A 23,810-nucleotide genomic window follows, 5' to 3' on the forward strand; every position below is an offset into this window, starting at 1 on the left:
GCTTCAGCACGTGCCCGCGAGGTCCTTGACGTACCAGTCGTAGACGGCGCCGTCGGCGTGGCTGATCTGGCCGCGGCGGACGAAGCCGGCGCGGTGGGCGACGGCGGAGGCAGCGGGGGCGTCGGCGGCTGTGACGATCACGGCTCGGCGGGCGCCCTCCGCCTGTGCGTGGGCGCAGGCGAGCAGGACGGCCCGGGTGGCGAAGCCTCGGCCGCGGGCCTCGGGGCGGAGGGCGTAGGACAGGTCGACGTCGCCGTGGGCTGTGCCGGCGGCCGGCGGGCGCAGTTCGACGGTGCCGACGAGCCGGTCGGCGCGGATCGCGAAGGTCCGGCCGGTGCCGTGCGGGCGCCACCGCGGGCGGGGGCGGTGGCGGGACCGGGACGCGCCGGGCGTGGGAGCCGGATCCTCTTCGGCGATGGCCGGCGCGGCGTCGACGGGAACCGGGGCCGCCTCCGCGGCGGCCGGGGCGGCGTCGGCGGGGTCCAGGGGTGACAGGGTGACGACCCCGTCGCAGAGCTTCACTTCATCACGCATCCCAGCGATCTTGTCGTCGATCCGCCCGTGCCACAATCGGTATCCGGACGGACACGCGGGAGGACCTGCCGTACTGCCGCGTACCGGCCCGCGCCGCCACTCGTACGGCCCCGTGAGGCGGTGTCAGAAGTCTGCGGGCAGCAGGCTGGGGCCATGGACGTCGGGAGGCGACGGTGAGCGGAGACGCGGCGGAGCGGGCGCGGAAGCGCGCGCGTCTACGGGCCCGCAGCCGGGACCGGATCCGGGCGCGCGCCGGGGCGCGGATGCTCGCACGGTGCGCGCTGTTGTGCGCGGTGGCCGCCGTGGTCGCCCTGTTCGTGCCGTTCGGCGGCGGCGGTGTCCTCGTCGTCGTCATCGGCTTCCTGGGTCTGGCGCTGTGCGCGGTCGGCGCGTGGTGGTTCCTCGCGCACCGCGGCTCGGTCCGGCTCCTGGGCGCCCTGCTCGGGATCGCCGCGCCCGTGGGCGTCCTGGTGCTCTACCTCGGCAACGGCCTGTGGCGGACCGCGCTCAGCTCGCTGGCGCTCTGGGCAGCGGCCCTCCTCTGCGCCCGCACCGCACTGCGCCGTCCGGACCGCAGGAGCCGGGCGAGACGCGCGGCACGCCCGGAGCGTGCCGTCCTCCTGATGAACCCCAGGTCGGGTGGCGGGAAGGTCGTCCGGTTCGGGCTCGTCGAGAAGGCGGAGGCGCTCGGCGCGCGGGTGGTGCTCCTCGGCCCGACCGGGCCCGACGGGGAGTTCCCGGACGTGGCCGAACTCGCCCGCGCGGCCGTCGCGGACGGCGCCGACCTGCTGGGGGTGGCCGGCGGCGACGGCACCCAGGCGCTCGTGGCGGCGGTGGCGGCCGAGCACGATCTGCCGTTCCTGGTCATCAGCGCGGGCACCCGCAACCACTTCGCCCTGGACCTCGGCCTGGATCGCACCGACCCGGCCCGCTGCCTCGACGCCCTGACCGACGGGGAGGAGCTCCGCGTCGACCTCGGGGACGTCTCCGGGCGACCCTTCGTCAACACCGTCTCCTTCGGCGTGTACGCGGACGTCGTGCAGCGCCCCGAGTACCGCGACGCCAAGGCGGAGACGGCCCTGAACCTGATGCCCGACCTGCTGACGGGCGACGCCGGCCGGCGCTTCGACGCCCGTGTCGGCAGCACGGAGCTGTCCGCCCAGCAGGCGCTCCTCGTCAGCAACAACCCGTACGCCTCCCCCGATCCCTTCGGCACCGGCGGCCACCGGCCCCGTCTGGACAGCGGCGCGCTCGGCGCGATCGCCATCCGGGTGGAGAGCGCGGCGCAGGCCGCCGAACTCGCCGTCCGCGGCGCCTCGTCCACCGGCCTGAACCTGCTCACCGCCCGCCGGGTGGAGGTCACCTCCGAGGCCGACACGCTGCCCGTGGCCGTCGACGGCGAGGCCCTCACACTGCCGACCCCGGTCACCTGCTCGCTGCGGCCGCGCGCCCTGCGCGTCGTCGTCCCCCGGGACCGTCCCGGTACGGCGCCGCCCGCCCATCCCATCAGCTGGCGACGCATCGTCGGCCTCGCCTTCAGTCACCGCTGAGGAGAACCTCATGGCTCAGCCACCCACGAACGGGCCCGTGTCCGGGTCCGCACCGGACCCCGAGGACGGGTCCCCCACGCCCGCGTCCGCCGTTCCCTCCCCGGTCGGCGGTGCGGAACCGGCCGGGCGCCCCCCGCGGCGCGACCCCGTGGGCACCGTCCGCGCGATGCTCTCCGATCTGAGGGCCGTGGACGGCGCCCTCTACGCGGCGGTCGCCGCGACCCCCACGCCGACCCTCGACCGCAGCCTCCGCCGGCTCTCCCACACCGCCGACCACTCCAAGATCTCGTTCTCGGTCGCCGCGGCGCTCGCCCTCGTGCCCGGGCGTCCCCGGATGGCCGCGGTGGTCGGCGTGGGTGCCATCGCGGTGGCCTCGGCCACGGCCAATCTGCTCGGCAAGCGCCTGGTGCGCCGGCGGCGCCCGGACCGGGAGGCGGCGCGGGTGACCGTGGACCGCCATGTGCCGATGCCCACCTCGGCGTCCTTCCCGTCCGGGCACACGGCGTCGGCGGTCGCGTTCGCCACGGCGGTGGGCGTCGTGCTCCCGCCCGCCGCGGTCCCGCTCGGCCTCCTCGCGAGCGCCGTGGGCTACTCGCGGGTCCACACCGGGGTCCACTATCCCGGCGACGTCGCCGCCGGCGCGGTCCTCGGGCTGGCCAGCGGGGTCGCGGCGCTGACCGTCGCGAACGCGTCCCCGCAGTGGCGGTGGTACCGCAGGGGGTGATGCCGTTGCCGGGCGGCCGCGCGGAGGTCCCGCCGGGGCGCCCGCGGCGGATCGCGGTCGCGGGAACAAAGCGGCGGGGTGTGGGACTTGGTGAGGGACATGACCACCACACCGTTCGACGCCCGCGCCCTCCTCGCCAGGAGCCGGCTCGGCGTGCTCGCCACGATCAAGGCCGACGGGCGCCCCCAGCTCTCCCCCGTGATGCCGTACTACGACCCCGGGTCGGACACCCTCTACGTGTCGATGACCGAGGGCCGGGCCAAGACGGCGAACCTGCGGCGTGACCCGCGGGCCGCCCTGGAGGTCACCGCGGAGGACGGCTGGTCGTGGGCGACCGCCGAGGGGACGGCGACCCTGACCGGGCCGGGCACCGACCCGTACGGACCCGAGGTGGAGGCGCTGGTGGAGTACTACCGGCTCGCCGCCGGGGAGCACCCGGACTGGGAGGAGTACCGGTCGGTGATGGTGGCCGACCGGCGGGTCCTCATGAAGATGCCCGTCGACCACGTGTACGGGCAGTCGGTGCGCTGAGCGGAGCGTCCGGCCGCGTCCGCGCGGCCCCGTCGGCGGGTCAGCTCCTGCGGGCCTTGCCGACCGGGCCGAGGCGCCCGGCCGGACGCTCGACGGGTTCGTCGCGGGCCTCGGCCCACAGGGAGCGCACATGGCCGAGGTGGCGGTGCATGCAGGCCTCGGCGGCCTCCACGTCACCGGCGATCATCAGGTCCAGCAGTTCGATGTGCTCCTCGGCGGAGGAGACGAGCTTGCCCGCCTCGTCCAGGCCCGTGAGGCCGTAGAGCCGGGAGCGCTTGCGCAGGTCGCCGACGGTCTCGACGAGCCGGTCGTTCCCGGCCAGGCCGAGCAGCGTGAGGTGGAAGCGGCGGTCGGCCTCCAGATAGCCGATGAGGTTGTGCTCGCGCGCGTTGGTGACGATCTCCTGGGCCAGCGGGCGCAGTTCCTCCAGCTGTTCCGGGGTGGCGAGTGCGGTGACCCGACCGACCGTGGGCACCTCGATCAGCATGCGGAGCTCGGTGCACTGGTCGAGCTCGCGCTCGCTGACCTCGGTGATCCGGAAGCCCTTGTTGCGCACCGGCTCGACGAGGCCCTCGCGGGCGAGGTCGAGCATGGCCTCGCGCACCGGGGTGGCCGACACGCCGAGTTCGGCGGCCAGTCCCGGCGCCGAGTAGACGCTGCCCGGCCGGAGTTCGCCCGCTATCAGGGCGGCTCGGAGCGCGTGACCGACCTGGTCGCGGAGCCGCTCCTGGGCCTTGATGAGACTGTGCTGCTTCAGGTCACCCACGCTGATTCCTCCGAGAACTGGCAGGGGGACAGCGTACAATGTCACGTTTCTCCGCCGGAGGTGACGGGCGCATCCACCGCCTCCACCTCCGCCGCGCGGTGGACCGCGACCGCGACCGCCAGGTCCTCCCAGGCCATGCCGACGCTCTTGAAGAGCCGCGGCGCCGCCGGATCCGCCGGGCCCGTGTCCTCGGGCCGGGCGACCAGATCGGCCAGTGTGCCGGCGACGTGGTCCGGACCGACCGCCCCTTCGGCCAGGGGCATCAGCAGGTCCCCCGCCTCGCGCAGGGCGGCCGCCCGCGACTCGACGTACACGGCGGACCGCCGGACCAGGGCCGTGTCGGTCTCCCGGGCGTCCGGCTCGTGCGAGCCCACGGCGACGACGGTGGCGCCTGGTGCGACGAGCCGCCCGTCGAAGAGGGGGGTGCGGGCGGTGGTGCAGCACACCACCAGGTCCGCGCCCGCCACGTCGCCGGGGCTTCCCGTCCGCGCCTCCGGCACTCCGAGCGCCCGCGCGTGCGCGGCGAGCCGCCGCGCACGCTCCGGGCTACGGGCCACGACGACCGTCTCGGCCACGTTCCGTACCGCGAGCACCGCGTCGAGATGGGCGTACGCCTGCGGACCGGTGCCGAAGAGCACCATGCGCAACGGGGGCGCGGGCGGGGTGAGATGACGGATCGCCAGCGCCGACACCGCCGGGGTACGGAGGGTGGTGAGCGCGGCGCCGTCGAGCAGCGCCAGGGGGCGGAGGGTGGGCCCGTCGAGGAGGAGGTAGCTGCCGGTGATGCGGGGCAGGCCACGGGCGGGGTTGCCGGGGGCCACCCCCGCGATCTTGACCCCGGCCCAGGAGCCCGTGGCGGCCGGCATGAGCAGCAGCTCGCCGGCCGGCACCGGGAGCGCGGTCCGCGGCCGGCCGGCCTCCGGGTCGAGACCGGCGCGCAGCACGTCGGCGAGCGCCTCGACCGCCCCGGCCGGTGTGAGCAGCCGGGCAACGGCCGCGGCGTCGAGCTGCCGGACGCGGTCACCGCTCACAGGAGGAATCCCGTGCCGAGACTGTCGTCCGGATCGAGGGTGAAGAGGTGCTCACCGGTGCGATGGGCGTGCCCCGTCACCTCGGTGACGAGCCCGTCCGACCAGGGCCCGGAGCGGTCGGCCGCCGGTCCGGTCCCTCGCCGCGCCTCTCCGGCACCCTGCGCGGGCCCGGGGCCCTGACGTGCGGACCCTGCCCGCTGTCGGCCGGGTACGACGCGTCCCGTGAAGACGGTGCCCGTGACCGACTCGTGGGTCAGCTCCCGGTCCCCCGCGAGGCGGCCCTCGTCGGCGAGGAGGGCCAGTCGGGCCGAGGTGCCCGAGCCACAGGGCGAGCGGTCGATCTGGCCGTCCGCGAAGACCGTGACGTTCCGCTGGTGCGGGCCCTTCGGGGTGTCCGGGAGCTCGTCGTGGAGGATCACCCCGTACACGCCGGAGAGCAGGGGCCCGTCGGGGTGGCGCGTGGCCGGGTGCCCCGCGAGGGCGGCCCTGATCTCCCGCCCGGCGCGGACGAGTTCCGGCAGGTTCCTCCGGTCGACGGCGAGGCCGAGGTCGCGGGCGGCGACGGAGGCGTAGCAGGCGCCGGCGTGCGCGAGGTCCGCCTCGACCGTGCCGAGGCTGGTCCCGACCCGCACCTTTCGCCCGGTGACCCGGGCGGGGACGTTGCGGAAGCTGACGCCGGTGGTGCGGCCGCCCTCGCGGTGCACGGTCGCGGCGACCCGCCCGGAGGGGACGTCGATGCGGACCTGGACGTCCCGGTCGGCGGGGGCGACGACCAGCCCGGAGTCGACCGCCCAGGCGCCGAGCGCCATGGTGCCGTGGCCGCAGGCGGTCGAGTAGCCGTGCTTGTGCCAGAACAGCACTCCCAGCTGGGCGCCGTCGTCGTCCGGGGGCACGACGAAGCCGCCGTACATCCCGGCGTGCCCGCGCGGCTCCTGGACGAGCAGGCGGCGCAGGGTGTCGTGCGGGGTCGACCGCGGGGCCGTGCCGTCGCCGCCCGGGGAGAGGAGGGCCGCACGGCGTTCGGCGACGGTGTCGCCGGGCAGCGGGGGCAGGCCGGCGGCGACCGGGTCGACGATCCGGAACGGCTCGCCCGCGGTGTGGTAGTCGACGGTGCGGATCCCGGTCGTGCGCTCCTCGTCCGGGCTCACAGGAGGAATCCCGCGGGGAAGGGGTCGGTGGGGTCGAGGAAGTACTGGGCGGTGCCGGTGATCCAGGCCCGTCCGGTGACCGTGGGCACGACGGCGGGCCGCCCCCCGACCGTCGTCTCGGCGATCAGGCGCCCGGTGAACTCCGTACCGATGAAGGACTCGTTGACGAAGTCCGCGTCCAGGGGCAGGAGTCCGCGCGCGTGCAGCTGGGCCATGCGCGCGCTGGTGCCGGTGCCGCACGGGGACCGGTCGAACCAGCCCGGGTGGATGGCCATGGCGTGCCGGGACCGGCGGGCGTCGGAGCCGGGGGCGGCGAGGTAGACGTGCTTCACGCCGCCCTGGGCGGGGTCCTCGGGGTGGACCGGCCGGTCGGGCCCGCCGTTGATGACGTCCATCAGGGCGAGGCCCGCGGCGAGCAGGTCCTCCTTGCGGGCCCGGTCGAAGGGCAGTCCGAGGGAGTCGAGCTCCACGAAGGCGTAGAAGTTGCCGCCGTAGGCGAGGTCGTAGGTGACCGTGCCGTGGCCGGGGACCTCGGCCTTGAGGTCGAGGCCGACGCAGAAGGCGGGGACGTTGGTGAGGGTGACGGCGGCGGCGGCGCCGTCCGCCACGCGGACGTCCACCGCGACGAGGCCGGCCGGGGTGTCGAGCCGGACCCTGGTGACGGGCTCCGTGACCGGGACCATACCGGTCTCGACGAGGACGGTCGCCACCCCGATGGTGCCGTGGCCGCACATGGGCAGCAGGCCGGACACCTCGATGAACAGCACGCCGTAGTCGGCGTCGGGGCGGGTCGGCGGCTGGAGGATCGCGCCGCTCATGGCCGCGTGGCCGCGCGGCTCGTACATGAGGAGGGTGCGGAGGTGGTCGAGGTGCTCCAGGAAGTGGAGCCGCTTCTCGGCCATGGTGGCGCCGGGGATCACCCCGACGCCGCCGGTGATCACCCGGGTGGGCATGCCCTCGGTGTGCGAGTCGACCGCGTGGTAGATGTGACGGGTGCGCATGGGTCTCCCCGGGGTCAGTGGTGGCCGTCGGCCAGGGCCTTCTCGGTGGCGGAGCGTACGGCGGTCCCGATGGCGCCGGTCAGCGGGTGGCGCGGCGGACGGGTCGGGCCGCCGGGGCGTCCCGCGAGGTCCATCGAGAGCTTGATGGCCTGGACGAACTCGGTCTTGGAGTCCCAGCGGAGGAGCGGGTGGAGGGACTTGTAGAGCGGCAGCGCGGTGGTCAGGTCCCCGGCGACGGCGGCGCGGTAGAGCTCGGCGCAGGAGGCGGGCAGTGCGTTGGGGTAGCCGGCGATCCAGCCCACGGCTCCGGCCAGGGCCAGTTCGAGGAGGACGTCGTCGGCGCCGATCAGCAGGTCGAGCTCCGGGGCGAGTTCGGCGATCTCGTAGGCCCGGCGGACATCGCCGCTGAACTCCTTGACCGCGACGATGTCGCCCGCGGCGTACAGGCGCGCGAGGAGCGCCGGGGTGAGGTCGACCTTCGTGTCGATCGGGTTGTTGTACGCGACGATCGGGAGCCCGGCCCGTGCGGCCTCCGCGTAGTGGGCGAGGACGGTGTCCTCGTCGGCGCGGTAGGCGTTCGGGGGAAGGAGCAGCACGGAGCCCGCGCCGGCCTCGGCGGCCTGCTCGGCCCAGCGCCGGGACTCCGCGCTTCCGTAGGCGGCGACACCGGGCATGACCCTGGCTCCGTCGCCGGCCGCCTCGACGGCCGTTCGGACGACGCGGGCGCGCTCCTCGGCGGTGAGGGTCTGGTACTCCCCCAGGGAGCCGTTGGGCACGACGCCGTCGCAGCCGTTCTCGATGAGCCAGCGCACGTGCTCCGCGTAGGCGTCGTAGTCGACGGAGAGGTCCTCGCGGAGGGGGAGGGTGGTGGCGACCATGATGCCGCGCCAGGGGCGGGCGGGGGTCCAGGTGGGGACGCTCATCAGCAACTCCTTTGTAGTGTGTGACATTTTACTGAATCCCGGACTACGGCCACAAGAGTGCGGCGCGCAATCCGTCAGCCGTTCTGCGGAGGAAGCCCGGCCAGGTGGCGCAGGGGGACCGGGCAGGCGAGCGGCCTGCGGTCGGGGGTCGCGCCCCCACCGCACAGCGCGGCCACGGCCGGGCCGCACATCCGGCCCTGGCACCAGCCCATGCCCGCGCGGGTCAGGAGTTTGACGGTGCGGGGATCCCGGGCACCGAGCTCGTCCACGGCTTCCCTGATCCGGGCCGCCGGTACCTCCTCGCAGCGGCAGACGTCGGTCGTCGGCCGCAGCCAGTCCGCCCAGCCCTCGCCCGGACGGTGCGCCGAGGCCATGGCCTCGGCGAAGGCGCGGAGCCGGGTGCGACGGCGCCCCCGGCCGGCGACGTCGTCCGCCCGCGCGGGGCGCGGGGCTCCGCTCGAGCGCAGGGTGTCGAGGGCGGGCGGGCGGGGGACGGGCCTGCCCGCGGCCGCGGCGATGTCGTGGGCCGCCAGCTCTCCTTCGAGCAGGGCGAGGGAGGCGCCGCCGACCCCTCCGGTCTCACCGGCCGCCCAGATGCCCGGCACGGAGGTGCGCAGACCGTCGGTCAGCGCGAGGGCCACCGTCCCGTCCGGCGCCGTCCGGGTCGCGCAGCCCAGCGCCGTCGCCAGGGAGAGTTCCGGGACCAGGCCGTGGCCGACGGCCACCGCGTCGCACGGGACACGGCGGGCCGTGCCGGGGACCGGACGCCAGTCCCGGTCGAGCCGGGCGACGGTGACCGCCTCGACCCGGTCCGTGCCGTGGGCCTCGACCACGGCGTGCCGGGTGAGGAGCCGCACGTGGTGCCGGGCGAGCGCGGCGCCGTAGCGAGCGCCCTCGACGAGCTTGGCCGGGTTGCGCAGGAGGGTGGCCGTGTGGCGGGCGTAGCCGCCGTACGCCGCTGCCTCCACCACCGCGGGCACCCGCGCGCCCGCGCTCGCCAGCGAGGCCGCGACGGCGAGCAGCAGGGGGCCGCTGCCGGCGACGACGATCCGCCGGCCCGGGAGCACGAGTCCGCCCTTCAGCATGGCCTGCGCTCCCCCGGCGCTCACCACGCCCGGCAGGGTCCAGCCGGGGAAGGGAAGCTGACGTTCGTACGCCCCGGTCGCGAGGAGGACCGCGCCGGCCGTCACCGTGACGGACCTGTCGTCCGCGGTGCGGGCGCGGAGGATCCGGTCGGGCCCGGCGGACGTGATCGTCCAGACGTGGTGGTCCGGCAGGTAGGTGACGCGGCCCGTCTTCTCGTGGGCCCGCAGCCGGCGTTCACGGGTGGCGAAGGCCGTCCAGTCGTGGTGGAGGCCCCGGGCGCCGGTCGCGTCGAGTGCGGGCGCGGGGTGACGGTAGTACTGTCCGCCCGGGCGCGCACCGGCGTCGAGCAGGACCACGTCCAGGCCGAGGTCGGCGGCGGTGACGGCGGCGGCCAGGCCCGCCGGGCCCGCTCCGACGACCGCGAGATCAGCAGCCGAGTGCGGCACGGCCGGTCCCCTCCTGGGTGGTGACGGCGTCGCCGGGGCGGGCCGGGACGACGCAGGCGCGCTGGTTGGGGCGCCCGTTGACGGTGACGAGGCAGTCGAAGCACTGTCCGATCCCGCAGAACACGCCGCGCGGCGCGCCCTTGTCCCGGGTGGTGCGCCAGGCGAGGATGCCCGCCGACCAGAGCACGGCCGCGACGGACTGACCCTCCCGGAGCGGGAGTTCACGTCCGTCGAAGGTGACGGTGGGCAAGGGTGGCTCCTTCCGGTGCGCGGGTCCCGCGTCGGGCGTTCCGGGACCCCCGGTCGTGCGGTTCACTTCGCGCTCTCCGTGTCGTCGGTGGCGGCGGTACCGGCCGCGGGGGCGTCGTCCGGCGTGCCGAAGTCGCGGGACGGGTCGAACGGGCCGGACTCCAGGGGTGGTTCGGTCCCGGTGAGGCCGGCCGCGACGAGGGCGCCGGTCGCCGGGGCCAGCCCGATGCCCGCGCCCTCGTGGCCGCAGGCGTGGTGCAGGCCGGGAACGCGGGGGTCGGGGCCGATGGCCGGGAGGTGGTCGGGGAGGTACGGGCGGAAGCCGTGGTAGGCGCGGAGCACGTCGACGTCGGCGAGGACCGGGAAGAGGGCCGCCGCCTGCGAGGCGAGCCGGCGCAGGGCATCGAGGGACAGGCTCCGGTCGAAGCCCACGCGTTCGCGGGTCGCACCGATGAGGACGGGCCCCGCCGGGGTCCCCTCGACGACCGCGGAGGACTGGAGTGCCGCCGAGTCGCTGGCCACGTCGGCGATGTAGTCGGCGGCGTACACCTTGTGGCGGACCAGGCGCGGCAGCGGTTCGGTGACCAGGACGAAGCCGCGGCGCGGCAGGACCGGGAGGTGCGCGCCCGCGAGGCGGGCCACGTCGCCGCCCCAGGTGCCGGCGGCGTTGACCACGGCGGGGGCGAGGAGTTCGCGCCGCGGCGTGCGGACGCCGCGGACGGCCCCGTCGGGGCCGCGGAGGATGTCCGTCACCTCTTCGCCGAGGTACGTCTCGGCCCGGGCGGCCGCGAGCAGCCGGGCGGCCGCCTTCGCGGGCTGGACCTGGGCGTCCTGCGGATAGTGGAAGCCGCCGGCGTGGCCGGGAGCGAGGTGGGGTTCGAGGGAGTTCAGCGCGTCGCCGGGGACCTCGGTGGCCGAGACTCCGGCGGCCCGCTGGCCCTCCGCGAAGGCGCGGAGGGCCTTGAGGGTGGTCTCGTCGGGCGCCACGACGAGACCGCCCTTGGGCTCGTACTCGATGTCCGGGGGGAGTTCGCCGGACAGCTCGCGCCAGAGTCTCGTGGACAGCAGCGCGAGGTCGAGCTCGGGGCCCGCCTCCTTGTCGGAGACGAGCAGATTGCCTTCCCCGGCGCCCGTGGTGCCGCCCGCGACGGGACCGCGGTCGACGACGGCGACGGTGAGGCCGGAGCGGGCCGCGTAGTACGCGCAGGCGGCTCCGACGACGCCGGCACCGATGATCACGGCGTCCAGGGAGTGTCTCTTGGGCACGGCAGTAATATGTCACATTCTTCAGGGCGTGCCCAGGCCTTCCGGCCTGGGCACGCGTCAACTGGGCCCGACGGCCGCCGGATCAGCTGCGGAGGGGGCCCTCGCAGCGGTAGCTCGACGTCCCGGCGGTCCGGGTGGACCAGATCTCCACCGGGCCGAAGGAGCAGTTCATGTCGGCGAGGTTGTTGGAGGCCGCGCCCGCCCGGTCGAGGATGAAGTAGTCGACCGTCTCGGACATGTCCTTGAAGACCTGGTCCTCGCTGGAGGCGTTCGACAGGTTGGCGGTGATGCGGCCGGTGCACACGAAGCGCTTCTTGCCGGGGTCGCCGTTCTCCACGCAGTCCGGGTTGCTGTAGGTCGCCGCCGAGAAGGCGGAGCGGACCTGGGCGGCCGTCGTGTCGCGGAGCCGGTCGTTGGGCGTGAAGCTCGTGTTCGGCACGTAGAGCCGGTCGACCTGGGCGATCTGGGCGTCCAGGAAGCGGTCGTAGGCGGCCTGGAGGCCCTGGTCGGCGCTGAGCCGCTCGCGCCAGGCGTCGTAGCCGGCCACGTCGTCGGCGCGCAGCCGCCCGTACATCTCGCGGAGCAGGCTCGGGCGCTCGGTCCACAGGAACTCGAAGAAGGTGCCCGCGTAGTTGTAGAAGCGGAAGCCGTCGCCGTCGTAGGTGGCGTGCAGGAGCTGACGCACGCTCATGCGCGGGCCGCCGCCGGCCGTGTCGTTGATGACCCCGCGGACCAGGGACTTGCGTACGGCGATGCCGTTGTCCCGGGTGGCGCCGTCGAAGAACTCGGCCGTGCCCTCGTCCATGGCGGTGGTGCGGTCGCCCTGGTACCAGGGGCCCTCGCCGAAGAAGCCGGGGACGGCGAAGCGGCCGTTGAGGTAGTGGGTGTACTCGTGCCGGAAGAGCTCCTCCAGGGTCAGGCTGGAGTCCTGGGGCACGCGCCGCTGGTACGTGTAGAAGGTGGCGCCGTTCTCGATGTAGATGCCGCCGTTGTTGGTCGAGTACCCGGTCAGGATCGGGTGGTAGTTCTCGTAGTCGGCGCGCGAGGCGTAGAGGACGATGTTGAGCGTGGTGTTGGGGTCGCCCGCGAGCGGCTGGTCGGTGCTGAGCACCCGGTGGTACTGGGACTTGACCTGCTTGCTCGCGTAGTAGAGCTGGTCGACGGTGGCCCGGTCGAGGGCCGTGCGGACCTTGATGCCGCCGTTGTCGTAGGTGTACGTGGAGGGGAAGAGCCGCTTCTCGATGTCGGCCTTGCACACGCCGTACGGCGCGCAGGCGTCGTAGAAGTTGAGCCAGGTGACGAGCTTGGCCCACTGCTCGCTGCCGTAGCCGAAGCCGGACTCGACCTGACCGAGGAGGGCGCCGAGGTCTGCGACGACGCCGTCCCGGAGGCCCGCTATCTGCCCGAAGCGGCCGTATTCGGAGAGGGCGTCACGGGCCACCCACGCGTTGGCGGTGCCCTTGAGGTGGGTGTGCCCCGCGAAGGCCTTGAAGGCGGCGCGGTACGCCGGGTCGGCCTTGGCCGCGGCGTGGAAGGCGGTGTCCTGGTTGCCGGGGTAGACGCCCAGGTAGTTGACGGACAGCGCGGCGAGCGCGGCGCCGCCCCAGGTGGGGTCCTGGTGGGTGGCGGTGTGCTGCGCGTCCATGGTGGCGAGCACCTTGACGATCAGGCCCAGCTGGTACTGGCGCAGGCCGGGCGCACTGCCGATGTAGAGGGCCTCGCGCAGGGTGCGGGCGTTGGAGGCGGTGACGTCGAAGGTGCGGGCGGCGCCGCCGAAGTCGGCGATGGCCCGGCGGATCACGTCGACGGTGGGGGCGTCGGTGATGTCGATCTCGGGGCGGGAGAAGTCGTGGTAGGCGACCGCGTGCAGATAGGTGAACATCTCCTCCAGGTGCGAGGAGTTACGCCCGTCGTGCGTGCCGGCCAGGGTGGAGATGCGGCGGGCGACCGCCTGGACGTGGGCGTCGGACATGACCGGCGCGAGGCGGGCGTCCCAGGTCCAGACGAGCGTGCGCAGACAGCCGTCGGAGGTGACCGCGGGGTCGGCGAGGAAGTCGGCGAACTGCTCGGGCGAGAGGCCCGTGATGCCGTCGAGGGTGCAGGGGACGCCGGAGGCGAGGGCGGGGGCCGCGTCGGCCGCGGCCTGGCTCTTCCTGGGCGTCGCCTTGGTGGGACCGGGGACGCGGGCCTGGGTGAGGCCGCCCGGGGCGGGCGCCGGACGGGCCTCGGCCGGACGGGCGTTGTCGATGTGCTCGACCTCGTCGAAGGGGTTCGCGGCGGGGCCGGGGGCCGCGAACGCGGTCGGCACGGCCGGCTTCGCGACGGGCTGCGCCGCCTGGGTCGCGGCCTGTCCGGCGGACGCGACGAGGGTCACCGCGACGGCGGTGGCGAGGAGGGAGGTACGCACGATTCTGCGCTGGGACACCTGGGCTCCTGGTCGGGAGTAGTGGGGGATGCGCGGCGAACTCCCCTGGCTCACACGGGAGTTGACGGTCATGGTGCGCCGCCGCGTGAGCAGTAAAATAGTAATGTGAAATTGCACTGACAAGGTCTGTGCAGCCATCAGTTCACGGAGGGGCAACCGGGCGGCCTCGTGCCGCACCCCCCGCCGGTGCCGTTCTCGCTGGTGGCGGGGCCACCGCGACCCACGTCAGCGGCAGGAAGCACCCGCCGGCCGAGCCGGCCGGCCGAGTGCGCACAGGCCGCCGGGAGGGAGCCGCCGCCCGGTCACGGGATGCCGGGGCGCGGTCGGAGCGGGTCCGGCGCGGGGTCGACACGGGTCCGGCACGGGGCCGGCACGGGGCCGGCACGGGGCCGGCACGGGGCCGGCACGGGGTCGGCATGGGCTCGGCGCAGGGGTGGCGCAGGATCAGCGGGGGTCGGCGCGGCTTCGGCGTGGCTTCGGCGCGGGGGTCGGCGCGGCTTCGGCGCGGCTTCAGCGCGGGGGGGGGCGCGGGGGTGACGTTTCCCGGTGCGGGCGGGAGCGGTGGCGGCCGCCCGCCCAGGCGGGGCGGTTACCCTGTGGCCCCGACGCGAGGAGGAAGCATGGCGCGGATGCCGTCGGCCGAACGACGCCGGCAGCTGGTCGAGGCGGCGGTCCTGGTCATGGCCAGGGACGGGGTGGCACGGACCACGACCCGGTCGATCTGCGCCGAGGCCGGGGTGTCGCTGAGCGTCTTCCACTACTGCTTCGACTCCAAGCAGGCCCTCCTGGAAGCCGCGATCGGCTCGATCACCGGCAACTACGTGGCCCGGGTGATGTCCGCGGTCGAGCCGAGGGCGACGCTGCGCGAGACCGTGCGCGGCGCGCTCGGCACGTACTGGGACCACGTGAAGGCCCACCCCGCCGAGCACATGCTGACCTACGAGCTCACCCAGTACGCGCTGCGCGAGGAGGGCTTCGAGCATCTCGCCCGCGCGCAGTACGAGCAGTACGTTGCGTCGGCCGCGGTCCTCATCGAGCAGGTCTGCGTGCTGCGCGAGGTGACGCCGAAGGTGCCCGTGGAGCTGCTCGCGCGGGTGCTCGCGGCGACCATCGACGGGCTCACCCTTCAGTATCTTGTGCTCGGCGACGAGCGGGCCGCGGCGGACCTGCTCGACACGACCGCCGACCACCTCGTCGCGCTCATCGAGGGCTGAGTACCGCCAACAGGTCATTTGACCCGGACCCTTGACTCGCTGGTAGTTCCTCGCGATCCTCTGGCGAGCCCACTGTTACCGCAAGAAACACCCAGGACGGCTCGCAGCCCGGTATCCCCCATGACCGAAGGCATCGCTGACCATGAATCGACCAACAACGCGCGGGGCGGGCGGCCGGTTCGCCGTCGTGTCCCTGTTCATCGCCCTGGCCACCGTCGTCTTCGGCGCGGGCCCGGTCCCCGCCGCCGACGCCGGCTCCTGGTGGGAGCCGACCGCCCGGCCGGCGCCCGACTCGCAGATCAACGTCACGGGCGCCCCCTTCAAGGGGACGACCGCCGACGGCAAGGTGCGCGGCTTCGTCGACGCGCACAACCACCTCATGTCCAACGAGGGGTTCGGCGGCCGCATGATCTGCGGCCAGACCTTCTCCGAGGGCGGCGCCCCCGAGGCCCTCAAGGACTGCCCGGAGCACTACCCGGACGGCTCGGGCGCCCTCTTCGAGCACCTCACGGGCGGTGACAACGGCAAGCACGACCCGGTGGGCTGGCCCACCTTCAAGGACTGGCCGGCCAACAACTCCCTGAGCCACCAGCAGAACTACTACGCGTGGGTCGAGCGGGCCTGGCGGGGCGGGCAGCGGGTGCTCGTCAACGACCTGGTCACCAACGGCCTGATCTGCTCGATCCTGCCGCGCGACCGCGGCTGCGACGAGATGGACGCCATCCGTCTGGAGGCCCGCAAGTCCTACGAGTTGCAGGACTACGTGGACCGCATGTACGGCGGCCCGGGGAAGGGCTGGTTCCGCATCGTCACCGACTCGGCGCAGGCCCGTTCGGTGGTCGAGCAGGGCAAGCTCGCCGTGGTGCTCGGCGTCGAGACCTCGGAGCCGTTCGGCTGCAAGATGATCCTCGACGTCGCCCAGTGCAACCAGGCGGACATCGACAGGGGTCTCGACGAGCTGTACTCCCTCGGCGTGCGCAGCATGTTCCTCTGCCACAAGTTCGACAACGCGCTGTGCGGCGTCCGCTTCGACAGCGGCACCACCGGCGTCGCGGTGAACGTCGGCCAGTTCCTCTCCACGGGCACCTTCTGGGCCACCGAGAAGTGCGCCGGCCCGCAGCACGACAACCCGATCGGCCTGGCCACCGTCCTGCCCGCGATGACGGAGAAGCTGCCGCCGGGCGTGAGCGTGCCCTCGTACGCCTCCGACGCCCGCTGCAACACCCGAGGCCTGACCCGGCTCGGCGAGCACGCCCTGAAGGGCATGATGCAGCGCGGCATGATGCTGGAGCTCGACCACATGAGCGTCAAGGCGGCCGGCCGCGCCCTCGACATCCTGGAGGCCGAGGAGTACCCGGGCGTCATCTCCAGTCACAGCTGGATGGACCTGGACTGGACCGAGCGGGTCTACCGGCTCGGCGGCTTCGTCGCCGAGTACATGCACAACGCCCAGGGCTTCATCGGCGAGGCCGCCCAGAAGGCCGAGCTGCGCCGGAAGTACGGCGTCGGCCTCGGCTACGGCACCGACATGAACGGCGTCGGCGGCTGGCCCGGCCCGGTCGGACCGGACGCCCCGAACGCCGTGAAGTACCCGTTCAAGAGCTTCGACGGCGGCTCGGTGCTCGACCGCCAGGTCACCGGGCAGCGCACCTGGGACCTCAACACGGACGGCGCCGCCCACAACGGTCTCGTCCCCGACTGGATCGAACAGATCCGGCTCACCCCCGGCGGCCCCGGCGTCGTCGGCGAGCTGGCGAACGGCGCGGAGTCGTACCTGACGACCTGGAAGTCCACCGAGAAGCACGAGATGGGCGTCAACATCGCCGCGGGGCAGCCGACGTCGGCCAGCACCTCGGAGTGGTGGAACCCGTTCGTGAACTACTCCCCCGGCCGCGCCCTGGACGGCGACACCGGCACCCGCTGGGCCAGCGAGTGGTCGGACGACCAGTGGTGGCAGGTCGACCTGGGCTCGGTGCGCCGGGTGGGCCGGGTGACCCTCGACTGGGAGCAGGCCTACGGGCGGGCGTACCGGATCGAGCTGTCGGACGACGGCAACAACTGGCGGACCGCGTGGTCCACGGCCTCCGGGAACGGCGGCTACGACACGGCGGAGTTCCCGTCGCAGTCGGCCCGCTACCTGCGGATCCACGGCGTGCAGCGGGCCACCGGATGGGGCTACTCGCTCTACGAGGTGAAGGTGACCAGGTCCTGACCGGTGACCGGCCGGCGTCCAGGACGTGCCGGACCTCCCGCACCGCATGACGAGGGGCCTGCCGGATCGCATCCGGCAGGCCCCTTCGCCGTGTCACGGCGTGCGGAGGGTCAACGGGCGGTCGGCCCGGTCCAGTCGGCGGGCACGTGGGCGAGCCGGACACGCTGGGGGTGGTCGCCGACGCCGACGGTGGCGATCCGCCGCCCTGTGGCGAAGTCGATCGCGGTGACGCGGTCGGCGCCGCTCTCGGAGATGACACAGGACCGGCCGTCACCGCTGACCGTCGCCCAGTAGGGCTTGCTCGCCTCGACCAGCGGGCCCTCCTGGAGGGTGGCCCGGTCGACGACGGTGGCGTAGTCGTCCATGGTGCCGGCGACGCACAGCTTGGTGCCGTCGGGGCTCATCGACAGGCCGTGGTGGCGTGAGTCGTTGACCCAGGTGGTGCGGTCGGGGTTCGTCGCCGGGTTGCCGGGGAGGGCCTTGAGGCGGGTGATCCGGTCGGCGGCGATGTCGTACTCCAGGAAGCCGTTGAGGAAGGAGACCTGGAAGTAGAGCTTCTTCTCGTCGGGGGTGAAGACGAGCGGCCGTACGGCGTCGGAGAGGTCGCCGCGGCCGAAGGCGTCGAGGCGTTCGCGCATGTCGATGACGCGGACGGTCCTGAAGGTGTTCGCGTCGACGACGGTGATCTTCCGGTCGCCCTTGGTCCAGTCGAGCCAGGGGGCGTCGAGGGCGGTGGTGACCTCGCCGATGGACATGTTCCAGAGCAGCCCGTCGGAGGTGAAGACGTTCTCGTGGGGCTTGTCGCCGGTCTTGAAGGAGCCCAGCTGCCGGCCGGACACGATGTCGAGGACGTGCACGGTGTTCGCGGTGGAGGCGGAAACGGCGACGCGGGTGCCGTCGGGCGACACGGCCATGTGGTCGGAGCGGTAACCGGCCACGGGGAAGCGCCAGTTGATCCGTCCGGTGCGCAGGTCGACGGAGACGACGTCGGCGAAGCTGGGCCGGGAGACGACCATGGCGGAGCCGTCGGGGGTGGCGTACATGTCGTCGACGAACTGGTCGTGCCCCTCGCCCGGGCCGCTGCGCACGCCGAGGAAGAACGCCAGCTTGAGGGGGTCGAGGTAGATCTCCCGCATCCGCTCCTCGCGGTCGGGGATCACGTTCACCCGCCCGATGCGCCCGAAGTCGCCCCGGGAGGCGATGACCTCGGCGGTGCCGTCCCAGTTGTTCCCGACGAACATGACCTCGCGCAGGCCGCCGGCGTCGGCCGCGGCCGGTGCGGCGGTGACTCCGCCGCCGAGGGCGGCGAGCACGGCGAGTGCGGCGGCGAGGGATCCACCGACGCGCCCGCGGACCCGTCCGCGGCGGGTGCGGGGGTGGGGGCGGGACAGGCGGGGAGAGGGCATGGGGGTTCCTTCTTCCGACTCCGGACGTGGACTTACCCGAGGTAACCATGGACATGCCACGCCCAACAAGGCTTGGGAAGCACCCTGTTACCCTTCGGTACGGACCCCCCGCACATCTCCCGCACACCTCCTTCACTCCGCCGACGAAACGGCTGGTAGAGGCCCTGACGACGGCTCCCCGCCCGGGCAGAATGCGGGGCGACGGGGACAGTCGTGACACGGCGGAAGAAAGGCGCTTGCCGGTGCGGTCCTTACTCTCATGGCGCTTGCACGCGTGGAGGCGAACGGGCGGAGCGGGCTCCGCGCTCCAGCGCGCCCGGTCCTTCATGATCCTCACCACCCTGCTCTACCGGGCGAGCCATCTGACGGTCGGCGTCCTCGCCGTCGCCCAGCGTCCCCACGCCCACCCCCTGCAGTACCTGGGGATCGCGGCCGCGGTCGGCCTGAGCGCGCTGGTCTACGGGACGGCGCTGCGCCGCGGCTGGTTCGACCCGCGGCAGATCTGGGCGGACGTCCTCGTCGTCGGCTGCGCGCTGCCCTTCGCCCTGTACGCGTGGGGCGGGGTGCGCGAGACGCCGGCGATCGGCTGGGCCATGCTCCTCGGCGGCTCGGCGAGCGGCGCGGCGGCCATCGCCCTCACCCGCTCCCAGGCCTTGGCCGCGGTCGCCGCGCTCGCCGCGACCCACCTGCTCGGGTACCACCTGGTGGGCGCGAGCCGGGCGGTCCTCGGAGGACACCTCAACTCCGTGCTGTCCTCCGCCGTCATGACCTCGATCATGTGGTGGTACCTGCGCCGCCAGGGCCGGCTCCTCGACGACGCCAACTCCCGCGCGCTGGCCGCCGAGGCGCAGAAGGCGCGCTACGCCGAACGGCTCGACCACCACCGGGCGCTGCACGACACCGTTCTCGCCACGCTCACGACCCTCGCGGCCGGCGGCATCGACGCCAACGCCCCCGAGGTCCGGGAGCGTTGCGCCCGGGAGGCCGCCTATCTGCGCAGGCTAATCCAGCAGACCGCCGACGAGGTCCACCACCCCGGGATGGGCGCCGCCCTGGAGGAGGCGGTGAGCTCGGTGGAGGCCCTGCGGCTGCGGGTCACCGCGCAGTACCACGACCTGCCCGCCGTGCCGCCGGAGGTCGCCGCCGCGTTCGCCGACGCCGCGCGCGAGGCCCTGAACAACGTACGGCGGCACGCGGGCACCGGGCACGCCTATCTCACCGCGACCGGCGCCGGTGACGGAATCGGCGGCGCCGTGGTCACCGTGGTCGACCGGGGGCCCGGCTTCGACCTCGACGCCTACGCGCCCGGCTTCGGCCTGCGCGGCTCGGTGCACGCCCGGATGACGGAGATCGGTGGCCGGGCGGTGGTCGACACCGCGCCCGGTGAGGGCGTACGGGTGGAGCTGAGATGGCCCGGCTGATCACGGTGGCCGTGGTCGACGACGACCGGATGCTCCTGGACGGCATGCGGGCCTGGCTGGGCGGTGTGCCGGAACTGGACCTGACGGCGACGGCCGCCACGGTCGACGAGCTGCTCGCCTCCCGGCGGGGCACCGAACTCCCCTACGGAGAGGCCCGGTACGAGGCGCCCGACGTGGTCCTGCTCGACCTGGTCCTGCGCGACGGATCGGCGCCCGCCGACAACATCCGGCGCCTGCTGGACACCGGCAGCCGGGTCCTGATGATCAGCACGGTCCCCGACCGCCAGCGGATCATCGACGCGGTGCGGGCCGGGGCGGACGGCTATCTGACCAAGGACAACGACCTTCCGACACTGGTCGCCGCCGTCAAGGACGTCGCCGCCGGCCTCGGCGCCCACTCCCCCGAGCTCGCCTTCGCCTGCGCGCACGACGACGGCCCCGCCGCGCCGCGGCTCTCGCCGCGCGAACGGCAGGTCCTGCTCGACTACGCCTCCGGGCTCACCCTCAAGTCCACGGCCCGGCGGGCGGGCATCACGGTGCACACCGCGAAGGACTACCTGGACCGGGTCAAGGCCAAGTACCGGCAGGCCGGCCGGCCCGCGTACACGAAGATCGACCTCGCCGTGCGGGTCCGGGAGGACAGTCTGGACGGGGGCTGACCGGTGGGGGCCGCAAGCCCCCCAAACGGACGGCTGCAGGGGGCGCACCACCGGTCGCTATCGTCGTTCCCGGCGCCGCGGTCACACCCCCGTAGCCGCGGCGCCCACCGTCTCTCACCGGCACGGCCCCATGGTCCTCCCGTCGGGGGGCGGGAGGAACTCCCGGGCCCGGGTGAGGGAACCGAGCTGCTCTCTATCGGGGGAGGAGGGGCGGCACGCGGGGTACGGGGGTCTCCACCGTGCCGCCCCTCCGCGCAACCGCCCCGCGCATCAGTTGCCGCAGGTGTCCAGCATGCGCACGAGCTCCGCCTTCTCCGCGGGCGTGACCGTCAGGCCGTACGTCGACTTCACCGAGGTCCAGGCGCGCGCGTAGGTGCACCAGTAGGTCCGGGACGGCGGCTGCCACTCGTCCGGCCCCTGGTCGCCCTTGGAACGGTTGGTCACGGCCGAGACGGCCAGGAGCTGGGGATGGGTCAGGTCGTTGGCGAAGGCCTTGCGCTTCTCCTGCGTCCAGCCGTCCGCGCCGGAGCGCCATGCGTTGGCGAGCGGCACCATGTGGTCGATGTCCAGGCCGGACGCCTTGGTGACGGTCCGGCCGTCGTAGACGCTGACCCAGGTGCCGGAGACCGCACGGCACTCGCCGTCCCGCCGGACGTCGGACCCGTCGCGTTCGAGGACGGCCTCGCGCGTGTTGCAGTTCTCGCCCTGCTCGGCCCAGTGCGGGAACCTGTCACGGCTGTAGCCGGTCATCGACCGCTGGGGGGCGACCTTCAGGCCGGCGAGCTGGGTACGGGCCAGGGAGGTGCCCGGCAGGCCCGGCAGCCTGCCGTCGGCGTCCGGCGCGGGCGCGCCGCCGCCGCGCGAGGGCGGGGCGGAGGAGGATGCCGGGGTCCTCCCCTTGGCGTCGGGGCCTCCCGAGGCCGCGCCGACGCCGTCCGGGACGGAGCAGCCGGTGGCGGCGAGCAGCACCGCCGTCGTCGCCGCCGCCAAGCCCGCTATGTTGCCGTACGTCTGACGCCCCATGAGCCGAATCGTTCCCTTTGCTCGCCATCGCTACGCGCGGCAGCGTACCGCCCGGTGCCTCCCGAAAGGGACACCGGGCGGGGCCTCGGGACCGGGGCCGGGCGGGGCCTCGGGACCGGGGCCGGGCGCTGCGTCAGGCCGGGTACTTCACGTCCGCCGTGTAGGTCGGTCCCGCCAGGCAGTCCCGCATCTCGTGCCGGGGCGCGACGCCGGTCCAGCGCAGGAAGCCGCCCGAGCCCGTCGGAGCGTTCATGTCGATGAAGCGGCAGCCGTCGTAGAGCACCTTGCCCGAGGTGGTCGGCGCGGTCCCGGTCTCCACCTTGTGCGAGCCCATCAGCGCGCAGTCGACGTAGCGGACCATCGGGCCGCTGTTGCCGCCGACGTTGAAGGCGTACTGGTGCGGCACCGCGTCCGGTGCCCAGCTCTGGAAGTGCTGGGCGGTGTCGTCGCAGGACACGAAGGTGATGTTGCCCCTCGTCCAGCGGGAGTCGATCACCTTGTGGCTCTTGCTCTGCACCTCGAAGCGGATGCCCTGGACGTACAGGCGCAGCACCGAGTCGAACCGCGTGGAGGCGTCGGACGTCAGCTGGAAGAAGGTGCCGGGCTTGCTCGCGTCGGTGAGGATGTAGGAGCCGCCGATGAAGTTCATCGAGCCGCCGCGGACGTTCTTCACGAACACCCCGGACTTGAACTCCACCTTGCAGTCGCGGAACCAGTAGTTGAGGAACTGGTCCTGCTGGGTGGCGGCCGTGTTCATCCCCATGACGAGGAACGCCTCGGAGTAGGTGCCTCCGATCTGGCAGTGGTCCCAGCCCATCTCGCTGTTGAGGTCGGACTGCGGCACCTGCTGCGCCGGCGGCGGCGGGGAGTCGAGGGGGCCGTCGAGGCCGATGCCCCGCTTCCAGTCGCCCCGCCACTCCACGTCGGTGTACCAGGTGTCCTGCGCGCCGTAGCCGCCGTCCTCCGAGTAGGAGTAACAGAAGCTGGAGGTGGGGTTGTTGCTGGTGAACGTGAGACCGGAGATCCGGATGTTCTTGTAGCGGCGGTAGTTGGTCCACAGCGTGGTGTCGTTGGCCGTGGGCGCGTACACGATCCGCGAGGTGCGCTTGCCGTAGCCCGTGATCGCGATGCCGTCGATCACACCGCCGCCCCCGCGGCCGTCGACGTTGGGCAGGAGCGAGTCGGGCTCCGTCAGCAGGTAGTTGCCCGGCGGGATCAGCAGGACCTTCTTCAGGATCGTGCCGGAGATCGGGTTCTTCTGCCAGTTGGCGGCCGAGAGCAGCTCGGCGGCGGCCGCGCGGAACGCCGCGTCGCTCGGAGTCGCTCCGGTCGGATCGGCGTTGTGGCTCATGACGTTGACCACGTACGGGTCGCCGCCGGCCCCCGCCGCGTACGCGGTCCCCCCGCCGGTCACCAGCGCGCCCGCGGCGACGCCGGCTCCGGCCGTGGCCACGCCGCGTATGACGGAACGGCGGTCCATGCGTCCGGTCATCACTACCCCCATGTCGTGATCTTGAAAAGGACAGCACATACGACCACGGCGGTGACGAGGGCGCAAGATCCCGGAGAGGTGCCGAGTTGTCCGGATCCGGACGGGCTACCCCCTCAATCCGCCCATTTGTTGCCTGGGTAAAGTAATTACCAAGACGCCTGCTCCGCAGGACGTCTCCTTTCCGCATGCCCGCCCCCGCCCCGAGGAGTTCCGTCATGCCCGCCGCGCGCATGAGCCGTACGCCGCTGCCCGGAATCGGCGTCCGCTACGACCTGACGACCCGTGAGGACCGCCGGCTGTCGGTCGTCGCGAGCCGTGACGGGACCCGGGTGCTGAGCGCCTACCGCCGCGACGATCCCGAGGAATGCTCCCTGTCGGTACGCCTGACGGCCGGGGAGTCCGAGGCCCTGATCGACGCCCTCATGCCCTCCCACCACAGCCCGAGCCTGCTCTCCACGACCGACCTCGGACTGGTCGCCGAGCGGATCTCGCTCTCCGCCGTGTCCCACTGGAACGGCCGCCACCTCGGCGAGACCCGGATGCGGACCGAGACGGGCGTCTCGATCGTGGCCGTGCTGCGCCGCGCCGACGCCATACCCTCCCCCGGCCCCGACTTCCGCCTCGCCGGGGGCGACACCCTCATCGTCATCGGCACCCGCGAAGGGGTCGACGCCGCCGCCGTGATCCTCGAAAGGGAGTGATC

21 protein-coding genes are annotated in these 23,810 nt (G+C 73.6%); 8 read left to right on the plus strand and 13 right to left on the minus strand.

The window, feature by feature from the left end; translation table 11 throughout:
• Positions 1–3: 3 nt before the first annotated feature.
• Positions 4–534: a GNAT family N-acetyltransferase gene (locus tag ACIRQF_RS04415; protein ID WP_404088765.1), complete on the minus strand. Its 531-nt coding sequence runs from the start codon at positions 532–534 to the stop codon at positions 4–6.
• A 263-nt stretch (positions 535–797) separates the two neighbouring features.
• Here ACIRQF_RS04415 and ACIRQF_RS04420 point away from each other — a divergent pair, with 263 nt between their 5' ends.
• The 3 genes from ACIRQF_RS04420 to ACIRQF_RS04430 all read left to right on the plus strand — a co-directional run bounded on the left by ACIRQF_RS04420 (position 798) and on the right by ACIRQF_RS04430 (position 3,339).
• Positions 798–2,084: a diacylglycerol/lipid kinase family protein gene (locus ACIRQF_RS04420; RefSeq protein WP_404089527.1), complete on the plus strand. Its 1,287-nt coding sequence runs from the start codon at positions 798–800 to the stop codon at positions 2,082–2,084.
• A 166-nt stretch (positions 2,085–2,250) separates the two neighbouring features.
• Positions 2,251–2,808, plus strand: a complete 558-nt coding sequence (locus ACIRQF_RS04425) for a phosphatase PAP2 family protein (protein ID WP_389751631.1) — start codon at positions 2,251–2,253, stop codon at positions 2,806–2,808.
• Between the two features lie 99 nt (positions 2,809–2,907).
• The gene (locus ACIRQF_RS04430) at positions 2,908–3,339 is read left to right on the plus strand and encodes a PPOX class F420-dependent oxidoreductase (RefSeq protein ID WP_382486055.1); all 432 of its coding nucleotides are present in this window, start codon (positions 2,908–2,910) and stop codon (positions 3,337–3,339) included.
• A gap of 40 nt (positions 3,340–3,379) precedes the next feature.
• On the opposite strand, the gene ACIRQF_RS04435 is transcribed toward ACIRQF_RS04430, so the two are convergent.
• From ACIRQF_RS04435 to ACIRQF_RS04475, 9 genes are all read right to left on the minus strand, one after another.
• Positions 3,380–4,105, minus strand: coding sequence for a GntR family transcriptional regulator (locus ACIRQF_RS04435; RefSeq protein ID WP_376636738.1), 726 nt, complete (start codon positions 4,103–4,105; stop codon positions 3,380–3,382).
• Positions 4,106–4,146: 41 nt separating this feature from the next.
• A complete protein-coding gene (locus ACIRQF_RS04440) occupies positions 4,147–5,136 on the minus strand; it encodes an ornithine cyclodeaminase family protein (protein WP_404088768.1) in 990 nt (329 codons plus the stop codon).
• On the minus strand, positions 5,133–6,284 hold the full coding sequence (locus ACIRQF_RS04445) for a proline racemase family protein (RefSeq protein ID WP_404088770.1): 1,152 nt from the start codon (positions 6,282–6,284) through the stop codon (positions 5,133–5,135). The genes ACIRQF_RS04440 and ACIRQF_RS04445 overlap by 4 nt, the downstream gene beginning before the upstream one ends.
• Positions 6,281–7,285 carry a proline racemase family protein gene (locus ACIRQF_RS04450; RefSeq protein WP_404088772.1) on the minus strand — a complete coding sequence of 335 codons (1,005 nt, stop codon included), beginning with the start codon at positions 7,283–7,285 and terminating at the stop codon, positions 6,281–6,283. The genes ACIRQF_RS04445 and ACIRQF_RS04450 overlap by 4 nt, the downstream gene beginning before the upstream one ends.
• 14 nt (positions 7,286–7,299) lie before the next feature.
• Positions 7,300–8,208, minus strand: a complete 909-nt coding sequence (locus ACIRQF_RS04455; RefSeq protein ID WP_404088774.1) for a dihydrodipicolinate synthase family protein — start codon at positions 8,206–8,208, stop codon at positions 7,300–7,302.
• A 74-nt stretch (positions 8,209–8,282) separates the two neighbouring features.
• Entirely contained in the window at positions 8,283–9,740 is a 1,458-nt protein-coding gene (locus tag ACIRQF_RS04460; RefSeq protein ID WP_404088776.1) for an FAD-dependent oxidoreductase, read from the minus strand.
• A complete protein-coding gene (locus ACIRQF_RS04465) occupies positions 9,721–9,990 on the minus strand; it encodes a (2Fe-2S)-binding protein (protein WP_382486067.1) in 270 nt (89 codons plus the stop codon). Before ACIRQF_RS04465 ends, ACIRQF_RS04460 begins: the two co-directional genes overlap by 20 nt.
• Positions 9,991–10,052: 62 nt before the next feature.
• Positions 10,053–11,255, minus strand: a complete 1,203-nt coding sequence (locus tag ACIRQF_RS04470; protein WP_404088778.1) for an NAD(P)/FAD-dependent oxidoreductase — start codon at positions 11,253–11,255, stop codon at positions 10,053–10,055.
• An 82-nt stretch (positions 11,256–11,337) separates the two neighbouring features.
• Positions 11,338–13,680 carry a collagenase gene (locus ACIRQF_RS04475; RefSeq protein WP_404088780.1) on the minus strand — a complete coding sequence of 781 codons (2,343 nt, stop codon included), beginning with the start codon at positions 13,678–13,680 and terminating at the stop codon, positions 11,338–11,340.
• 620 nt (positions 13,681–14,300) lie between these two features.
• On the opposite strand from ACIRQF_RS04475, the gene ACIRQF_RS04480 reads away from it, so the two are divergent.
• On the plus strand, positions 14,301–14,894 hold the full coding sequence (locus tag ACIRQF_RS04480; RefSeq protein WP_404088782.1) for a TetR/AcrR family transcriptional regulator: 594 nt from the start codon (positions 14,301–14,303) through the stop codon (positions 14,892–14,894).
• A gap of 142 nt (positions 14,895–15,036) precedes the next feature.
• A complete protein-coding gene (locus ACIRQF_RS04485) occupies positions 15,037–17,106 on the plus strand; it encodes a discoidin domain-containing protein (protein WP_404088784.1) in 2,070 nt (689 codons plus the stop codon).
• Between the two features lie 110 nt (positions 17,107–17,216).
• Here ACIRQF_RS04485 and ACIRQF_RS04490 read toward each other — a convergent pair whose 3' ends face one another.
• A complete protein-coding gene (locus ACIRQF_RS04490) occupies positions 17,217–18,512 on the minus strand; it encodes a YncE family protein (protein ID WP_404088786.1) in 1,296 nt (431 codons plus the stop codon).
• 266 nt (positions 18,513–18,778) lie between these two features.
• Here ACIRQF_RS04490 and ACIRQF_RS04495 point away from each other — a divergent pair, with 266 nt between their 5' ends.
• Both ACIRQF_RS04495 and ACIRQF_RS04500 read left to right on the plus strand, forming a co-directional pair.
• Positions 18,779–19,933, plus strand: a complete 1,155-nt coding sequence (locus ACIRQF_RS04495) for a sensor histidine kinase (RefSeq protein ID WP_389751390.1) — start codon at positions 18,779–18,781, stop codon at positions 19,931–19,933.
• Positions 19,921–20,592, plus strand: a complete 672-nt coding sequence (locus ACIRQF_RS04500; protein ID WP_404088789.1) for a response regulator — start codon at positions 19,921–19,923, stop codon at positions 20,590–20,592. Before ACIRQF_RS04495 ends, ACIRQF_RS04500 begins: the two co-directional genes overlap by 13 nt.
• 270 nt (positions 20,593–20,862) lie before the next feature.
• On the opposite strand, the gene ACIRQF_RS04505 is transcribed toward ACIRQF_RS04500, so the two are convergent.
• Complete coding sequence (locus ACIRQF_RS04505; protein WP_404088791.1) at positions 20,863–21,615, minus strand: HNH endonuclease family protein; 753 nt, start codon at positions 21,613–21,615, stop codon at positions 20,863–20,865.
• A 133-nt stretch (positions 21,616–21,748) separates the two neighbouring features.
• Positions 21,749–23,119 (minus strand): hypothetical protein, encoded by a 1,371-nt coding sequence (locus ACIRQF_RS04510; protein WP_376636724.1) that lies wholly within the window; start codon positions 23,117–23,119, stop codon positions 21,749–21,751.
• Positions 23,120–23,322: 203 nt separating this feature from the next.
• On the opposite strand from ACIRQF_RS04510, the gene ACIRQF_RS04515 reads away from it, so the two are divergent.
• A complete protein-coding gene (locus tag ACIRQF_RS04515) occupies positions 23,323–23,808 on the plus strand; it encodes a cation:proton antiporter regulatory subunit (protein ID WP_376636723.1) in 486 nt (161 codons plus the stop codon).
• Positions 23,809–23,810: the final 2 nt, after the last annotated feature.

It is taken from the genome of Streptomyces sp. NPDC101191, assembly GCF_044767915.1.
GTDB lineage: Bacteria > Actinomycetota > Actinomycetes > Streptomycetales > Streptomycetaceae > Streptomyces.

What these genes read in the sequence shown, in the direction of transcription:
- ACIRQF_RS04420 (WP_404089527.1), top strand. Translation starts at nt 798, where the DNA reads ATGCTCGCACGGTGCGCGCTGTTGTGCGCGGTGGCCGCCGTGGTCGCC.
- ACIRQF_RS04425 (WP_389751631.1), top strand. Translation starts at nt 2,251, where the DNA reads ATGCTCTCCGATCTGAGGGCCGTGGACGGCGCCCTCTACGCGGCGGTC.
- ACIRQF_RS04415 (WP_404088765.1), bottom strand. Translation starts at nt 534, where the DNA reads ATGCGTGATGAAGTGAAGCTCTGCGACGGGGTCGTCACCCTGTCACCC.
- ACIRQF_RS04490 (WP_404088786.1), bottom strand. Translation starts at nt 18,512, where the DNA reads ATGCCCTCTCCCCGCCTGTCCCGCCCCCACCCCCGCACCCGCCGCGGA.
- ACIRQF_RS04510 (WP_376636724.1), bottom strand. Translation starts at nt 23,119, where the DNA reads ATGGGGGTAGTGATGACCGGACGCATGGACCGCCGTTCCGTCATACGC.
- ACIRQF_RS04480 (WP_404088782.1), top strand. Translation starts at nt 14,301, where the DNA reads ATGGCGCGGATGCCGTCGGCCGAACGACGCCGGCAGCTGGTCGAGGCG.
- ACIRQF_RS04505 (WP_404088791.1), bottom strand. Translation starts at nt 21,615, where the DNA reads ATGGGGCGTCAGACGTACGGCAACATAGCGGGCTTGGCGGCGGCGACG.
- ACIRQF_RS04515 (WP_376636723.1), top strand. Translation starts at nt 23,323, where the DNA reads ATGCCCGCCGCGCGCATGAGCCGTACGCCGCTGCCCGGAATCGGCGTC.
- ACIRQF_RS04455 (WP_404088774.1), bottom strand. Translation starts at nt 8,208, where the DNA reads ATGAGCGTCCCCACCTGGACCCCCGCCCGCCCCTGGCGCGGCATCATG.
- ACIRQF_RS04430 (WP_382486055.1), top strand. Translation starts at nt 2,908, where the DNA reads ATGACCACCACACCGTTCGACGCCCGCGCCCTCCTCGCCAGGAGCCGG.
- ACIRQF_RS04450 (WP_404088772.1), bottom strand. Translation starts at nt 7,285, where the DNA reads ATGCGCACCCGTCACATCTACCACGCGGTCGACTCGCACACCGAGGGC.
- ACIRQF_RS04485 (WP_404088784.1), top strand. Translation starts at nt 15,037, where the DNA reads ATGAATCGACCAACAACGCGCGGGGCGGGCGGCCGGTTCGCCGTCGTG.
- ACIRQF_RS04500 (WP_404088789.1), top strand. Translation starts at nt 19,921, where the DNA reads ATGGCCCGGCTGATCACGGTGGCCGTGGTCGACGACGACCGGATGCTC.